This is a genomic window from Nocardia sp. NPDC059154, assembly GCF_042755705.1.
Classification (GTDB): Bacteria; Actinomycetota; Actinomycetes; order Mycobacteriales; family Mycobacteriaceae; genus Nocardia.
The window spans coordinates 54,028-70,117 of sequence record NZ_JBHZCS010000027.1; the positions used below are offsets into that span (position 1 = coordinate 54,028).

The 16,090-nt window shown below is 69.9% G+C and carries 14 protein-coding genes and 1 pseudogene; 11 read left to right on the forward strand and 4 right to left on the reverse strand.

Going from position 1 to position 16,090, the window contains the following annotated elements; genetic code table 11:
• The first annotated feature begins 281 nt into the window (after window positions 1–281).
• Window positions 282–1,496 (forward strand): PucR family transcriptional regulator, encoded by a 1,215-nt coding sequence (locus ACFXN1_RS23430; protein WP_379443109.1) that lies wholly within the window; start codon window positions 282–284, stop codon window positions 1,494–1,496.
• Here the strand turns inward: ACFXN1_RS23430 and ACFXN1_RS23435 are convergent.
• Window positions 1,493–1,780 (reverse strand): hypothetical protein, encoded by a 288-nt coding sequence (locus ACFXN1_RS23435; protein ID WP_379395089.1) that lies wholly within the window; start codon window positions 1,778–1,780, stop codon window positions 1,493–1,495. The two genes, ACFXN1_RS23430 and ACFXN1_RS23435, sit on opposite strands and share 4 nt — an antisense overlap.
• A 138-nt stretch (window positions 1,781–1,918) precedes the next feature.
• On the opposite strand from ACFXN1_RS23435, the gene ACFXN1_RS23440 reads away from it, so the two are divergent.
• The 5 genes from ACFXN1_RS23440 to ACFXN1_RS23460 all read left to right on the forward strand — a co-directional run bounded on the left by ACFXN1_RS23440 (window position 1,919) and on the right by ACFXN1_RS23460 (window position 10,035).
• Window positions 1,919–3,898 (forward strand): peptidoglycan DD-metalloendopeptidase family protein, encoded by a 1,980-nt coding sequence (locus ACFXN1_RS23440; RefSeq protein ID WP_379443108.1) that lies wholly within the window; start codon window positions 1,919–1,921, stop codon window positions 3,896–3,898.
• A gap of 44 nt (window positions 3,899–3,942) precedes the next feature.
• The gene (locus tag ACFXN1_RS23445) at window positions 3,943–4,422 is read left to right on the forward strand and encodes an RrF2 family transcriptional regulator (protein ID WP_379443106.1); all 480 of its coding nucleotides are present in this window, start codon (window positions 3,943–3,945) and stop codon (window positions 4,420–4,422) included.
• A 66-nt stretch (window positions 4,423–4,488) separates the two neighbouring features.
• A complete protein-coding gene (locus ACFXN1_RS23450; protein ID WP_379443105.1) occupies window positions 4,489–5,694 on the forward strand; it encodes an MFS transporter in 1,206 nt (401 codons plus the stop codon).
• A gap of 172 nt (window positions 5,695–5,866) precedes the next feature.
• Window positions 5,867–7,465, forward strand: a complete 1,599-nt coding sequence (locus ACFXN1_RS23455; RefSeq protein WP_379443104.1) for an ABC-F family ATP-binding cassette domain-containing protein — start codon at window positions 5,867–5,869, stop codon at window positions 7,463–7,465.
• 209 nt (window positions 7,466–7,674) lie between these two features.
• Window positions 7,675–10,035, forward strand: a complete 2,361-nt coding sequence (locus ACFXN1_RS23460; RefSeq protein WP_379443102.1) for a RelA/SpoT family protein — start codon at window positions 7,675–7,677, stop codon at window positions 10,033–10,035.
• Window positions 10,036–10,072: 37 nt separating this feature from the next.
• Here ACFXN1_RS23460 and ACFXN1_RS23465 read toward each other — a convergent pair whose 3' ends face one another.
• Window positions 10,073–10,387 (reverse strand): hypothetical protein, encoded by a 315-nt coding sequence (locus ACFXN1_RS23465; protein WP_379443101.1) that lies wholly within the window; start codon window positions 10,385–10,387, stop codon window positions 10,073–10,075.
• A 253-nt stretch (window positions 10,388–10,640) separates the two neighbouring features.
• Here ACFXN1_RS23465 and ACFXN1_RS23470 point away from each other — a divergent pair, with 253 nt between their 5' ends.
• From ACFXN1_RS23470 to ACFXN1_RS23485, 4 genes and pseudogenes are all read left to right on the forward strand, one after another.
• Window positions 10,641–11,558 (forward strand): patatin-like phospholipase family protein, encoded by a 918-nt coding sequence (locus ACFXN1_RS23470; protein ID WP_379443100.1) that lies wholly within the window; start codon window positions 10,641–10,643, stop codon window positions 11,556–11,558.
• Window positions 11,559–11,648: 90 nt separating this feature from the next.
• Entirely contained in the window at window positions 11,649–11,957 is a 309-nt protein-coding gene (locus ACFXN1_RS23475) for a pyrimidine/purine nucleoside phosphorylase (RefSeq protein WP_379386956.1), read from the forward strand.
• 78 nt (window positions 11,958–12,035) lie between these two features.
• Window positions 12,036–12,572, forward strand: a pseudogene (locus ACFXN1_RS23480) (LLM class flavin-dependent oxidoreductase); the annotation flags it as partial.
• A gap of 40 nt (window positions 12,573–12,612) precedes the next feature.
• A complete protein-coding gene (locus tag ACFXN1_RS23485; protein WP_379443112.1) occupies window positions 12,613–12,909 on the forward strand; it encodes a hypothetical protein in 297 nt (98 codons plus the stop codon).
• 25 nt (window positions 12,910–12,934) lie between these two features.
• Here the strand turns inward: ACFXN1_RS23485 and ACFXN1_RS23490 are convergent, their stop codons facing one another.
• Window positions 12,935–14,083, reverse strand: a complete 1,149-nt coding sequence (locus ACFXN1_RS23490; protein WP_379443098.1) for an epoxide hydrolase family protein — start codon at window positions 14,081–14,083, stop codon at window positions 12,935–12,937.
• Window positions 14,084–14,146: 63 nt separating this feature from the next.
• Between ACFXN1_RS23490 and ACFXN1_RS23495 the strand changes: the two genes are divergently transcribed.
• Entirely contained in the window at window positions 14,147–15,091 is a 945-nt protein-coding gene (locus tag ACFXN1_RS23495) for a helix-turn-helix transcriptional regulator (RefSeq protein WP_379443097.1), read from the forward strand.
• A gap of 96 nt (window positions 15,092–15,187) precedes the next feature.
• Here ACFXN1_RS23495 and ACFXN1_RS23500 read toward each other — a convergent pair whose 3' ends face one another.
• Complete coding sequence (locus ACFXN1_RS23500) at window positions 15,188–16,018, reverse strand: alpha/beta fold hydrolase (RefSeq protein WP_379395067.1); 831 nt, start codon at window positions 16,016–16,018, stop codon at window positions 15,188–15,190.
• Between the last annotated feature and the right edge of the window lie 72 nt (window positions 16,019–16,090).

Sequence of the window (16,090 nt, forward strand, 5' to 3'; positions counted from 1 at the left end):
GATCGCGCAGCCAGTGGAACGCGCCGGGCAGCTGTCCGGCGACACCCCCACAGCGCCGTCGGCGTCTCGGCGCCGGACAGCTGCGCGGGGTCGAAGCTCTCGGCGGCGCGGATACCGACCAGCAAAACCGTCCCAGGCAAATGGTCGCGGTCTCTGTGCACGGGCTCAGGGGTGATCGGCCGGATTTGGTGGAATGACAGGCCGGTCCGGCGGTGGCGGCTATTCGCCCTGCTGGATTCATTTGCCCCGCGAAGGGATTCGGTCGCGGCAACAATGTACCGGTGAGTAACCCACCCGAGGATCAGGCCGCGTTCGCGGAATTCCTGGCGACCCACCTGTCCGAGGCCGCGCGGGAGATCCTGGCGGCGGTGGTGCGCAGCGTCCCGGATTACGAGCAGTTGCCACGGGATCGGCTGGAGCGGGACGTGATCCATCGTGCCGAGGACAATCTGCGGCTGGTCGCGCGACTGCTGGGGGAGGGGCGCGAACCCCAGGCGGGCGATCTGGACGACATGATCGCGGTCGCGGTGCGGCGGGCGCGCGAAGGTATCCCCCTGGACGCGGTGCTGGCGGTGTATCACCAAGGGGCGCTGGCGGCCTGGAACTTCCTCAGCGCACAGGCGCGGACGGAACATGAGCGGGAGGAATTACTGCGGGCCGTGCCGCAGTTGCTGCGGTACCTGGGCGTCGTCATTCCGGGCGTGGCCGGGTCCTATCTGCGTGAGCGGCAGGACCTGCACTGGGAGCAGCGGGAAGCCAAACGCGCTCTGGCGCAGGCATTGTTGCAGGGCAAACCGGCCGAACTGCTGGCCGATCGATTCGGGATCGCGCTCGGCGGCTACCACGTGCTGGCGCTGCGCACCGCCGGCACGGCCGCCCCGGTGGGCGATGCGCGGCCCGCCGCAGGGGACGGCGCGCGGCCCGCCATGCGCGTGATCCACGGGGAGGTCGACGCGCTGTCACCGCTGGCGCTGACCGTGCTGGATCGGGCCGGGGGCTGGGTGCTGGTGCCGGTGAGCGAACCGGCCGCCCGCGTCGATGCCGCGGTCGCCCGGATCGCCGCCGCCGCGGGTGGCCGGGTGATAGCCGGGACAGCCACCGGGGCAACGGTTTCCGAGATCCCCGGGCGCGCCGAGGAGGCCGCGGAGATCGCCCGGCTCGCCCTCGGACTGGGACGGCCGACCGGTGTGTACCGGATGGCCGACCTCGCCCTGCAGTACCAGTTCGCCCGTCCCGGCCCCGCCCGCGCCTGGTTGCTCGGCCTGCTCGCGCCGCTGGCCGAGCATCAGCACCTGATGGCGGCCCTGCGTGCGTATCTGGCCTGCGACCACAATCGCGTCGCGGCCGCCGAGTCGCTGGTCGTGCACCGGAACACCCTGAACTACCGCCTGAACCGCATCGCCGCCCTTACCGGATACGATCCCGGCCGCTCCGAGCACACGCCTCTGTTCGCCGCGGCTCTCACCGCGTTCGATCTGTCGGTCGCCGGCCTCTAGCGGGCAATGACCCGGGCGACGAAACCGGTGACCACCAGCCAGAAGACCGCGGCCAGGCCGTAATTCAGGATGGTGTCGACGTTCGGGCTGCCGGTGTGGAACAGCCCCGGGAAGAACAATGCGAGAGGTTCGGCGAGCCCCTTGATGAAGACGAAGAACTTGTTGGCCTGATCCGCGTTGAGGATCAGCATCAGGATGTAGACGCCCTCGACGAGGGCGAACAACGCGCCGACGCCGCTGATGATGCGAGCGGCGTGGACTTCATTGCGGGCGACGTACGGCATATCAGGGGGATGCCCGCTGTATGCCTGTTGAAACAGACACGCAGCTCCGTTCGAAACAGACCCGCAGCTCCGTGAAACCGCGTGTCCGCCATGGCATGATGTCCGGGTGATCACCGCGGCGGCCGGGAGCGTTCGGGCGTGAAGCCCAAAGTCCTCGTAGGTGGGGCGGTCGCCCTGGTGCTGGGTCTGCTGACCCTCGTCCTCGTCATCATCCTGCCCGCCAGCGAGACCAGTTGCGGCCCGGGCACACCCAGCGTTCCGGCCGTCACCTCGGCCCGCACCGAACCCAACTGCCCCACCACCGGCTCCCCCGTCGAGGCCGGCCTGCAGGAGGGCGCGCTGCGCGTGCTGCGCTGCACGGTGGCCCACTTCGGCATGATGGACATGCGCGGCATCGTGAACGACGACTCCGTTCCGGACCTGAAGGCCGGGCGCTCGGTGGAATTCATCGTCGGCGCGGACTCGGGCAAGGGCGACGCCATCGTCTCGTTCCTGCAGCAGAACGCCGCCGCCTTCCGGGTCGACTACCTGATCTGGAAGCAGCGCAGCTGGACTCCGGGCGCGGCCGCCGGCACCGAGTGGAGCCCGCTCGGCGACCGCGGCGACGTCGCCCGCAATCACCTGGACCGGGTCCAGGTCACCATCAAGGACGCCGCCCCCACCTCCACCGAGCTCGCGCCGGCCAATGCCTCCATGGCGGCGGCGCCCGGCACGGTGAACGAGGCGGGCAGCCTCACCGGGGCCGGGCGGCACCAATATCCGCTCGCCGCAGGCACATTCACCGTCAGCGACGTGTTCGGCGCGCGCGGCGGCACCCATATGGGCGTCGACCTGGCGGCCCCCGCGGGCACGCCGATCTACGCAGCCGCCGACGGGCTGGTGGTGGCCGCGGGCGCGGCGTCCGGCTTCGGCGACTGGGTGGTCATCGACTCCCTCGACGGCAGCGGCCGCCGGTACTCCACCGTGTACGGGCACATGTACCAGAACGGCATCTTCGTGCACATCGGCGACGTCGTGCAGATGGGTCAGCACATCGCCGACGTCGGCAACAATGGCGAATCCTCCGGCCCGCACCTGCATTTCGAGCTGGTGCCGGGCGGGCGGCTGACCGGCGGGCACCAGGTCGACCCCATGCCGTGGCTGGCCGGCGGCACCATTCCCGCACCCAGTACGCCATACTGCGAGAACGGATTCGGCACGCCGGGCGGCAATCTCGCCTCCGGGAAGGTGCCGCCCGAACTCGAGATCTGGTACCGCCGCGCGGGCTCGCTGTGCCCGGAGATCGGTGCCTCGCTGCTGGCCGCCCAGGGCCAGGCCGAATCCGGGTTCCGCACCGACGCGGTGTCCCCGGACGGCGCGCAGGGCATCGCCCAGTTCATGCCCGGCACCGCCAAGGCCCTCGCACCCGACGGACAGCCGTACGTCATCGACGCCGACGGCAAAGGCTATGCCAGCGTGCTGGATCCGGCCGACGCCATCATCGGGCAGGGGCGCTACATGTGCGCCATCGCCAAGACCATCGAGGGCTGGATGTCGGAGGGCAAGGTCTCCGGCGACCTGACCGCGCTCACCATCGCCGCCTACAACGCCGGTGAGGGCGCGGTGCTCGCCTCCGGCGGCATGCCCAACCAGATCTCCCGGCACTACACCGAGACTCGGCCCTACGTGGCGCGGATCCTGGCCGCCGAGCCCGGATTCCGCAGCCTCGGCAGCGAGGGCCGGTTCCAGGCCGACCCGAACGCCGATCTGGGAGCGCAGATCGTGGCGGCGGGACAACAATGGGTCGGCACCCCTTACGTTTTCGGCGGTGGTGGCCCGGGCGGGCCCAGCGACGGCGGGTTCGATCAGGCGGGCTTCACCGCGGCCGCGGTGTTCGCCGCCAGCGGCAGCACCATCAGCCTGCCGCGCACGGCCGAACAGCAGTGGGAGCAGGGCGTGGAGGTCCAGCTGCTCAATGCCAGGCCCGGTGATCTGGTGTTCGGGTCCTTCGGCCCGCGCGGACCCTCGGATGTCGGCGTCTACACCGGCAGCGGCCGCATGCTGCACGCCGAATCCGGCGGCAAGGTGACCGAGGTGCCGCTCTCGAACGGCATGAAGGCCCGCCGCATCAGCCGCTGAATCGGGCTTGGCCCGGGTATCCGGGACATGTATTATCCCTATTCATGATGATGGGTGAAGGCGTCGAATGGGGACTGCACTGCTGCACCGTGCTGGCCTGGCTCGACGATCACGCGCCGATCGCCACCGCTCGCCTGGCCGAGATCTTCGAGTTGCCGCCCGAATACCTGAAGAAGCGGCTGCAGCCGCTGGTGCGCGAGGGAATCCTCGACTCCACGCCCGGCGCGCGCGGGGGCTACCGGCTGGCGCGCACACCCGAGCGCATCACGCTCATGGACGTGGTGTCCGCGGTCGAGGGACGCACGGAAGCCTTCCGCTGCACCGAGATTCGCCGCCGCGGGGCCGGAGCCACCCGGGCGGGTACGGAATTCGCCAAACCGTGCGGCATCGCCCGGGCCATGGGGCGCGCCGAGCTGGCCTGGCGGCGCGAGCTGGCCGCGCAGACCGTGGCCGACCTGATGGCCGCCGCCCCGGCCAATGCCCCGGCCCACACACGCAGCTTCTACGAACATGTGACCGCCTGAGCGGTCGCGCCGCCCGCGAGAAACCGACCCGGCCCCGCGCCGGGTTTTTTCGGAAGGAGATTCGGGATGTCTAATATCCCGGTTACTGCCCGGCCGTCGACGGCCGAGGCCACCGCCGCGCCGAACGGGTTGCGGCGCACCCTGATCCTGGCGCTGGGCACCTTCGCCGTCGGCACCGACTCGTTCATCCTGGCCGGGTTCCTGCCGGACCTGGCCGGATCGCTGCGGGTGTCCACGGCGGCCGCGGGCGCGGCGGTGACGGTGTTCGCGGCGGCCTATGCGCTGGGATCGCCGGTGCTGGCCACGATGACCGCGCGGCTGCCGCGCCGGGCGCTGCTGGTGTCGGCGCTGCTGGTGCTCGCGCTGGCGAATCTGGGATCGGCTCTCGCGCCGACGTTCACGATCCTGCTGGCCAGCCGGATCCTGGCCGCGCTGGGAGCGGCGGCCTTCACGCCCAATGCGGGCGCGGTGGCCGCGGCGCTGGTGCCGCCGCAGGCGCGCGGGCGGGCGCTGGCGGTGGTGGTCGGCGGGCTGACCATCGCAACCGCGCTGGGTGTGCCGCTGGGTGATCTGCTGGGGCACTGGCTGGGCTGGCGGTCGGCGCTGACCGGGGTCGCGATCGGGTGCCTGCTGGCGGCGGCCGGTGTCGCGGCGTGGGTGCCCGCGCTGCCCGGCAATCCCGCGGTCCCGCTGGCGAAACGGCTGGCGGTGCTGCGCAATCGGTCGGTCGCGGCCGTGCTGCCGCTGACGGTGCTGGGCATGGGGGCGGCGTATGTCGTGTACGCGTATGCCGTTCCGGCATTGGGGGCCTTGGGAATCGGGGCCGCCACGACCGCGTGGATGCTGATGCTGTACGGCGTCGGCGCGGTGGCGGGCAACCTGTCGTCCGGTTACGCCACCGACCGCTTCGACGCCACCCGGGTGCTGACCGCCGGATACACGGTGATGGCGGTGACCCTGGCGATCATGGGTGTGCTGGCGGCGACCGACACCCGTGTTCCCGCCCTGGTCGGGCTGCTGGCCCTGGGCTGGGGTGCGGCCAGCTGGTGCCAGACGCCGGCGCAGCAGCACCGGCTCATCGCGGCCGCGCCGCAGGAGTCCGGGCTGGTGGTGGCGTTGAACGCCTCCTGCATCTACATCGGCATCGGCGCGGGGACCACGCTCGGCGGCATCACCCTGGGGCACGGCGCGACGGTCATGTACGGCCTGGCCGCCCTGCTGGCCGTGATCGCGCTCGGCTACCTGCGGTGCACCGCGCGAGCCGCGCGCTGACCGGCGGTGAGACGCGGCTCAGGAAATACGTTCTTGCCCGGGCTCGTTGATCTCGGTTACCGTAGTCGAGTTCTTTTCCCGTCCGATCGGAGACATGCCGTTGCTCTTCTGAGGTGATCGCCGAGTGGCCCGCAATCGCGCGCCGCATTCGCTCACTCTCGGGGAGGCCCGCATGTCAATGCCCGTTATTTCCATTTCCGATCTCACCTTCGCGTGGCCGGACGGCACCGGAGTCTTCGACGGTCTCGATGCCCAGCTCGGACCCGGTCACCTCGGCCTGGTCGGCAGCAATGGCGCGGGGAAGTCCACCCTCTTCCGCCTGATCACCGGCGAACTGCGCCCCGCGCGCGGTTCGGTGAGCATTCCGGGGCGGTTCGGGTACCTGCGTCAGGACCTCGGATTGGCCGCGGGGCAGCGGGTCGACGCGGTGCTCGGGCTGGCCGGGATCCGGAAAGCCCTGCACCGCATCGAATCCGGATCCGGCACCGACGCCGACTTCGAAACCGTGGGCACCGCCTGGGATATCGAGGAACGCGCCGTGGCACTGCTCGGACGGCTCGGATTGCATTACGTCGCAGGCGATGTCGCGCAGCTGGACCGGCGGCTCGACACCCTCTCCGGCGGTGAGACCGTACTGCTGGGCCTGGTCGCCGAACTGCTGCGCGAACCCGACGTCCTGCTGCTGGACGAACCGACCAACAACCTCGATCAGGTGGCGCGGCAACGCCTCTACGAGGTCGTCGGCCAGTTCCCCGGCACCGTGCTCACCGTCAGCCACGACCGCGAACTGCTCGACCGCGTGGACGCCGTCGCCGAGCTGCGGCAGGGTGAGATCCGGCTCTTCGGCGGCAATTTCAGCGAGTACGAGCGGATCATCGAGCTCGAGCAGGACGCCGCTCGCGCGGCGATCCGGGAGGCCCGCAGCGATGTCCGCAAGCAGGCGCGCGAACTCGTCGAGGCCCGCATCAAACTCGATCGGCGGCAACGCTACGGGCAGAAGATGTGGGACCAGAAGCGCGAACCCAAGATCGCCATGGGGGAGCGCAAGCGCCAGGCCCAGGTCTCGGCGGGCAAGCTGCGCAACAACCACATCGGCAAGGTCGAGGAGGCCAAGGATAATCTGACCGACATGCAGGACCGGCTGCGCGACGACCGCGAGATCCGCGTCGACCTGCCCGACACCCGGCTCTACCCGGGCCAGGACGTGCTCGAGCTGACCGAGGTGCGGCTCCCGTGCGGGCCGACGGTGACGCTGAAAGTCAGTGGCCCCGAACGCATCGCGCTCACCGGCCGCAACGGCATCGGCAAAACCACGCTGCTGCACCGCATCCGGGAGGAGTCGCCCAGGGTGCCCTGGCGCATGCTGCCGCAGCGCCTGGACGTCTTCGACGAATCCAGGTCGGTGTTCGAGAACGTGGCGGCCACCGCGCCGCACGCCTCGGCCGAACAGATCCGGGCCCAGCTGGCCCGGTTCCTGTTCCGCGGCACCGACGCCGATGTCGCGGCCGGCGCGCTCTCGGGCGGTGAGCGGTTGCGCGCGGCCCTGGCCATGCTGCTGCTGGCCGAACCCGCGCCCAAACTGCTGCTGCTCGACGAGCCGACCAACAACCTGGACCTGCCCAGCCTCGCCCACCTCACCGAGGCGCTGGCGAGCTTCCAGGGCGCACTGCTCGTGGTCAGTCACGACCCGCGGTTCCTCACCGAGATCGGGGTGACGCGGCGGCTGGAACTGACCCCGGAGGGCCTGGTCGAGAGCACGGGCGAACAATGAGCAGGGAGGCCCGGCCGACACCGGAACAATCCGGGTCCCATGCGGGCGCGAAACCGAGCCCCGACCGGGTATCGTTCATCGCTCCGGAGCTGTTCGGACCGGCGGCGACCGCTGTCCGGTCGGGATCCGATTCCAGGACTAAAGTGGATGATCTGGGTGGTTGAACGGTCCGATATGGTTTTCCGATCGAGGCCGCGAGCGGAGGTGGCATGACACAGCATCTGGAGCAGGCGAACTCGGGGCAATCGCCCGAGGGTGAGTCCGCCACCCCAGCGGCCAACGGGCAGTCCGCCGCTCGCAACTCCACCGCCGTTCCCACCTCCGCATCACGCCGCGTCCGCGCGCGCCTGGCCCGCCGGATGACCGGGCAGCGCGGCATCGCCGCCGTCAAGCCGGTGCTCGAGCCCCTCGCCAGCGTGCACCGGGAGCTGTACCCGAAGGCGAATCTCGCTCTGCTGCAACGGGCTTTCGACGTCGCCGACGAGAAGCACGCCCACCAGTTCCGCAAGTCCGGCGACCCGTACATCACGCACCCGCTGGCCGTGGCCAACATCCTGGCCGAGCTGGGCATGGACACCACCACGCTGGTGGCCGCGCTGCTGCACGACACCGTCGAGGACACCGGGTACTCGCTCGACGAGCTGACCGCCGAATTCGGCACCGAGGTCGCCCATCTGGTCGACGGTGTCACCAAGCTGGACAAGGTCAACCTGGGCGCGGCCGCCGAGGCCGAGACCATCCGCAAGATGATCATCGCCATGGCCCGCGACCCCCGCGTGCTGGTGATCAAGGTCGCCGACCGGCTGCACAACATGCGCACCATGCGCTTCCTGCCGCCGGAGAAGCAGGCCAAGAAGGCCCGCGAGACCCTCGAGGTGATAGCGCCGCTGGCGCACCGCCTCGGTATGGCCACCGTCAAGTGGGAGCTGGAGGACCTCGCCTTCGCGATCCTGCACCCCAAGAAGTACGACGAGATCGTGCGGCTGGTCGCCGACCGCGCGCCATCACGTGACACCTACCTGGCCAAGGTGCGCGCCGAGATCGTGAACACCCTGGCGTCGAGCCGGATCAATGCCGTGGTCGAGGGCCGTCCGAAGCACTACTGGTCGATCTATCAGAAGATGATCGTCAAGGGTAAGGACTTCGACGATATCCACGACCTGGTCGGCATCCGCATCCTCTGCGACGAGGTGCGCGACTGCTACGCCGCGGTCGGTGTCGTGCACTCGCTGTGGCAGCCCATGGCCGGGCGGTTCAAGGACTACATCGCCCAGCCGCGCTACGGCGTCTACCAGTCGCTGCACACCACCGTGGTCGGCCCCGACGGCAAGCCCCTGGAGGTGCAGATCCGCACCCAGGACATGCACCGGACCGCCGAGTTCGGCATCGCCGCGCACTGGCGGTACAAGGAGACCAAGGGCAAGCACTCCAACGACTCCACCGAAGTCGACGACATGGCGTGGATGCGTCAGCTGCTCGACTGGCAGCGGGAGGCGGCCGACCCGGCCGAGTTCCTGGAGTCGCTGCGCTTCGACCTCAAATCGCCCGAGATCTTCGTGTTCACGCCCAAGGGTGACGTGATCACCCTGCCGCAGAAGTCCACCCCGGTGGACTTCGCCTATGCCGTGCACACCGAGGTCGGCCACCGCTGCATCGGCGCGCGCGTCAACGGGCGGCTGGTCGCGCTGGAACGGCAGCTGGAGAACGGTGAGGTCGTCGAGATCTTCACCTCCAAGGCCCAGAACGCCGGACCCTCCCGGGACTGGCAGAACTTCGTGGTGTCCCCGCGCGCCAAGGCCAAGATCCGGCAGTGGTTCGCCAAGGAACGCCGCGAGGAGGCCCTCGAGGCGGGCAAGGACGCCATCAGCAAGGAGGTCCGGCGCTCGGGCCTGCCGCTGCAGCGCCTGATGAGCGTCGACGCCATGAGCGCGCTCGCCCACGAGCTGCACTACACCGACATCTCGGCGCTGTACGCGGCCGTCGGCGAGAACCAGGTGTCCGCGCACCACGTGGTGCAGCGGCTCATGGCCCAGCTCGGCGGCGTCAGCGATGTCGAGAACGAACTGGCCGAGCGGTCCACCCCGTCCACCATGCCGGCGCGTCAGCGCACCACAGGCGATGCGGGCGTGGAGATTCCGGGCGCGCCGGGGACGGTCTCGAAGCTGGCCAAGTGCTGCACCCCGGTGCCCGGCGACGAGATCATGGGCTTCGTGACCCGCGGCGGCGCGGTCAGCGTGCACCGCACCGACTGCACCAACGCCGATTCGCTGCGCTCGGAACCGGAACGGATCATCGAGGTCAAGTGGGCGCCGTCGCCGTCGTCGGTGTTCCTGGTGGCCATCCAGATCGAGGCCCTGGACCGCACCCGCCTGCTGTCGGACGTGACCAAGGTGCTGGCCGACGAGAAGGTCAACATCCTCTCGGCCGCGGTCACCACCTCCGGTGACCGGGTCGCCATCTCCAAGTTCACCTTCGAGATGGGCGACCCCAAGCACCTCGGCCACCTGCTCAACGTGGTCCGCAATGTGGAAGGCGTCTACGACGTCTACCGTGTGACCTCGGCCGCCTGATTCCGTTCCGCCCCGGCGAAAGCCGGTGGGGGACAGGTCAGTCCGCGCGCAGCAGCGGCTGGGTGGAGCAGCGGAACGCGCCGCCGAACAGCCGCGACACCGCGAAGTCGATGTACTCGACGGTGATGCCGCGGCCCTCGAGCTCCTTGCCCTCCAGGAACGGGCCGGGTCCTGCGCCGAAGTGCTGACCCCACACCGCGTTCAGGATGTCCGCCGCCCCCGGTTCCACCGGCATCGAGTGGCCGAGTATCTCGGCATTTGCTGGTGCTCGGAATTCGCTCTGCGAAACCACCACTGTTCGCAGCCGTGCGAATTCGCTGTCCACACGAACGTTCTGAGTTTCAGCAAGCATGGGATGACACGATAACGCCTGAATGCCTGCCCGGATTCAGCGGATTCAGCTCGCACGACTTGTGGAATTGTTGGTATGACCGGCTAGTCTTCTGGTGGCGGTTGCCGACTTCCAGAGTTGCGGCAATCGGATGGATACCCAATTCGGAGCGGATCGTCACCTCCGCGGTGGCCGCTGACCGGGCCGGTGGCGGCCGGGCTCTACCATGGTTTGCGATTCGATTGCTGGCTCCCGGGTGGGTAGGAGATCCATTATGTCGACGGGCAAGCGCGTCAAACTCGCCCTGGGTAGTGGCGGCGCACGCGGATACGCGCACATCGGCGTGATCGCCGAACTCCAGGAGCGCGGCTACGAGATCGTCGGCGTGGCCGGATCGTCGATGGGGGCACTCGTCGGCGGGCTGTTCGCCGCCGGGCGGCTCGACGAATTCACCTCCTGGGCAACCACTCTCGGCCAGTTCGAGGTGGCGCGGCTGCTGGATCCGGCGTTCAGCGAACCGGGCGTGATCCGCGCGAGCAAGGTCCTCGACCGGATTCGCGAGATGCTCGGCGCCCTGCGCATCGAGGACCTGCCCATCCCGTATGTCGCGGTGGCCACCGATATGACGACCGGCCGGTCCACCTGGTTCCAGGCCGGTGAACTCGATGCCGCCATCCGGGCCTCGATCGCCATCCCCGGATTCATCACCCCGGTGCTCGTCGACGGGCATGTGCTGGTGGACGGCGGCGTGCTCGATCCGCTGCCGGTGGTGGCGACCATGGCGCTGGGCCCCGCGGACATGACCATCGGCGTCGACCTCTCGGGCGCGCCGGACCCGGCCTACGACCGCGCGCAACCGCGCACGAACTGGTTCACCCAGTGGTGGCGGGCCTCGGCGCAGCGGCTCGGCGGGGCGCGCACCCCGGTTGAGGAGGTGCCGGCGCAGCCCCCGGCGCTGAGCAGCATCCGCGCCACCGATGTCGCCCAGCGGGCCATCGATCTCATGCTGGCCGCCCTCACCCGCCAGCAACTGGCCGCCCACCCGCCGGACCTGGTGATCGAGGTGCCGCAGAACATCTGCGGCACCATGGATTTCCATCGCGCCACCCCGATCATCGAGCAGGGGCGGGCGTTGACGGCTCAGGCTCTCGACGCCCTGCCCGACCCAGCCCTCGACGCCCTGCCCGACTGAACGATTGCCCGGCGGTCGCGGGTACGATCGGCGCGAACCGGACCGGCCCGCGCGGCCGGTCGTCACCCGTAGGAAGGGCCCCGTACCAGCATGAAGTTCGAGAATGTCACCGTCACCAAGCGCGCCAACGTCTACTTCGATGGCAAGTGTGTGAGCCACAACATCGAACTGGCCGACGGCACCAGCAAGTCGATCGGTGTCATCCTCCCCGCCACCCTGACCTTCAACACGGGTGCGCCGGAGATCATGGAGCTGCTCGAGGGCCAGTGCAACGTCACCCTCGCCGGTGAGTCCGAGGCCGTCACCTACAAGGGCGGCGAGTCGTTCTCCGTGCCGGGCAACTCCAGCTTCCAGATCGAGGTCATCGAGCCGGTTCACTACGTCTGCCACTTCGGCTGAGTTCCGAACCCTGGTGGCCCGGTCGCGAATGTGACCGGGCCACAGCTATTTCCGGCTCCGGCGTGGTACGCATGGGGTATGAGGACCCTGGGAGTGGTGTTCCGGCCGCAGCAACCGCCCGAGCGGCTGCGGGACGTGGTGCGAGCGGCGGACGAGTCGGGACTCGACGAGCTGTGGCTGTGGGAGGACTGCTTCCTGGAGGGCGGGATCGCCACGGCCGCAGCGGCGCTCGCGTGGAGTGAACGGGTGCGGGTCGGGGTGGGGGTGCTGCCGGTGCCGCTGCGCAATGTCGCGGTCACCGCGATGGAGCTGGCGACGCTGGAGCGGATGTTCCCCGGGCGGGGGATCTGGGGTGTGGGACACGGGGTTCAGGACTGGATGGGGCAGGTGGGGGAGCGGGTCGCCTCGCCGATCACCCTGCTGCGCGAATACCTCGACGCGCTGCGGGCGCTGCTGGCCGGGCAGCGAATCACGGTGCAGGGCAGGTATGTCCGGCTCGACGACGTCGCGCTGGACTGGCCGCCCGCCGTCGCACCGCCGATCCTGGCCGCCGCGACCGGGCCGCGGACGCTGAGTGTGGTGGGGGAGGCCGCCGACGGGGTGATCCTCACCAGCTCCACCCCCCGCCGACGGGATTCGCACGGCCGTCGGGATCGTGCGGGCCGGGCGGCCCGAAGCGCTTGCGGCACAGCCGTATCCGATCGTCGTGTACCTGCTGGCGGCGACCGGTCCCGATGCCGCGGAGCGGGTGGCCGCGGACCTGCGCGGGCAGGACCGCGACGATATCCCGGATATCGGTGTCGCGGGAGATGCTCGGGCCATTGCCGACACCGTGCTCCGCTGGGTCGAGGCCGGCGCCACCAGCGTGGTCCTGCAGCCCACCGGCGACGAACCGGACCCGGCCGGCTTCGTCCGCTTCGCCGCCGAGCAGGTCAGGCCCCTCGTTTCCTGATGCAGCCGAAGGCTTTCCGCACGGTCTAGCGCAGGTCGCGGAAGAACTCGCGGATGTCGCCGACCAGCAGTTCGGGTTCCTCCATCGCCGCGAAATGCCCGCCGCGATCCACGTCCACCCAGCGGGTGATGGTGTTGGACTGCTCGCAGTAGCGGCGGATGCAGACGTCGTGCGCGAACGCGATGACACCGGTCGGCACACCGGAGTTCACGCCGGGCGCACCCCACTCCCCGGTGTTCGCGTACCCGACATACGCGGCCGACCCGGCGGTGCCGGTGAGCCAGTAGAGCATGACGGTGGTGAGCAGGCGGTCGCGGTCGATGATCTTGTCCGGATCGACGCCGCGCGGGTGCGTCCACTCGCGGAACTTGTCCATGATCCAGGCCAGCTGGCCGACCGGCGAATCCACCAGCCCGTACGCCAGGGCCTGGGGTCGCGTGGACTGAATCGCGACGTAGCCGAACTCCTCTCGCATGAATGCCTGGATGCGCCGCACCCGGTCCCGCTCCAGGTCGGTGAGCTCGTCGAGATCGTTCGCGGCCGAGGGCGGGGGCAGGTTGGGGCCGCCGTTGACGTGGACGCCGATCACCCGGTCCGGTGCCGTGCGGGCCACCTCGGGGCTGACCGCGCCGCCGATATCGCCGCCCTGCACGGCGTAGCGCTGATAGCCGAGCCGGTTCATGAGTTCCGCCCACACCCGGCCGATGCGGGCCCGCGTCCAGCCGGTGTCGCTGACCGGACCCGAGAACCCGAACCCGGGCAGGGACGGAATGACCAGGTGGAAGGCGTCGGCCGGGTCGCCGCCATGGGCGCGCGGATCGGTCAGCGGGCCGATGACGTCGAGGAACTCGGCGATCGAACCGGGCCAGCCGTGGGTGAGCAGCAGCGGCACCGCATCCGGTTCGGCGGAACGGATGTGCAGGAAGTGGATGCGCTGTCCCTCGATTTCGGTGAGGAACTGCGGGTACCGATTGAGCTCGGCTTCGGCGGCGCGCCAGTCGTATCCGGTGCGCCAGTGCTCGACCAGCGCGCGCAGCCAGTGCACCGGCACGCCGGTGTCCCAGTCGTCGCCGGGCAGCGGGGCGGGCAGGCGCGCGGCGTCCAGTCGCCGGCGCAGGTCGTCGAGCTGCTCGGCGGGGATGTCGATGCGGAAGGGCGTGATCTGTTCGCTCATGAGAACCACGGTAGAAGGCGGTTAGGACAGGTTCTGCCCTAGCTGTGCGACAGAATCGAATTCATGTTGGAAACCTCCGCCAGACTGCTCCGACTGCTCTCGCTGCTGCAGACCCCGCGCGACTGGAGCGGCGCGGAACTGGCCGCGCAGCTCGAGGTGGATGTGCGCACCGTGCGCCGCGATATCGAAAAGCTGCGCGCCCTCGGCTATCCCGTGGACGCCACCGCCGGCGCGGCCGGATACCGGCTCGGCGCGGGCGCGACACTGCCGCCGCTGCTGCTCGACGACGAGGAGGCCGTCGCCGTCGCCATGGGATTGCGCACCGCGGCGGGCGGAACCATCGCCGGGATCGAGGAGAGCTCACTGCGGGCGCTGGCCAAACTCGAGCAGGTGCTGCCCTCGCGGCTACGGCATCGGGTGACGGCCTTGCAGGCCGCGACCGTGGCCGTCCCCGATGGCGGCCCGCGCGTCGACCCGGACACCCTGACCGCCATCGCCGCCGCCATCCGTGACCAGCATCGCCTCCGATTCGACTACCGCACCCACGATGGCGAATCCTCGCGCCGGACAACCGAACCGCACCGCCTGGTGCACATCGGCCGCCGCTGGTACCTGACCGGCTGGGATGTGGACCGCGAGGACTGGCGCACCTACCGCGTCGACCGCCTCACCCCGCGCATCCCGACCGGCCCCCGCTTCACGCCCCGCCCCGCGCCCGACGCCGCCGATCAGGTCTCCCGGGGAGTGACAACCGCGCCCTACCGCTATCAGGCCCGTATCACGCTGCTGACCTCCGCCGAGCGGGCCGCCGAGGTGATCGCGCCGACCGTCGGCGTGCTCGAGGCCGTCGACCCGGACACCTGCATCCTGCATACCGGCGCGGATTCACTCGACGCCATCGCCGTCCACGTGGCGGGTTTCGGTTTCGACTTCCGGATCCTCGAGCCGCCGGAACTGGCAGCGCACCTGCGTGAGCTGGCTACCCGATTGCACCGGGCGGCAGGCTGACCTGAGTTGTCGGCGCGCAACTGTTCTCTCGAGACGCCGGGTTCGGCGGATACACCGGGCGTCCGTGCCGGAGCGGGGGTTGGGTGCTGGGCGAGTTCAGCCCGCCAGGGCTGTGCGGGTGGCGGAACGGATGGCGGCCGTGACGGTTTCGGGCTGCTCCAGCATGACCAGGTGACCGCAGTCGGGGAGTTCGATGGCCTCGGACGGGCACAGGGTGGTGTTGAGGCGGGCGCCGGCGGCGGCGGACAGGATGTGGTTCTTGGCACCCCAGACGGTGGTGATGGGCGGGAAGCCGGGAGCGGGCCGGAAGTCGTCGAGGACGGCCAGCTTCGGGAGGTCGCGGGCGATGGCGGCGGGCGGGAGCAGGCGGCGCGGTTCGCTCCAGCGGCGGCGGAGACCGGTGAAGGTCGAGGCGGCCATGCCACGGCCGCGGGGGCCGAGCTGTTCACGGACCACGAGATTCGCGGCCAGGCCCGGGAGGCGGATCGCGCCGGCGAGAGAGTCGAGCGGGAGGTGCGCGGCAGTGCGGGCGGTCCAACCGGTCGGTGTGGGACGCAGGGTGGCGGCGGTCAGCGGGCTGCACAGCACCAGGGCGCGCACATTCTGCGGATTGCGGCGCGCGTACAGCAGCGACAGCGCGCTGCCGAAGCAGTTGCCGACCATCGTGACATTGGTGAGCCCGTGGGTGTCGATGAACTCCGACACCATGCGCACGTAGTTGTCGACGGTGTACCCGTCCGCGGGTGAGTCGGAGTCGCCGTAGCCGAACAGATCCAGCGCGTACACGGTGTTGGTGGCCGCCAGCGCGCGCGTCTGGTTCACCCAGATGCGCCGGTCACCGCCGATATTGTGCAGGAACAGGATCGGATCCCCGGACCCGGCGCGATCGTAGGCGACGGATACGCCGTGATAGTCGAACTCCGGCATCGGGCGCTCTCCTCATTGAGTAGCGGTGCTGCACTGCGTCTGCGGCCTCGAGGGCCGTCAGCACCGACTCAC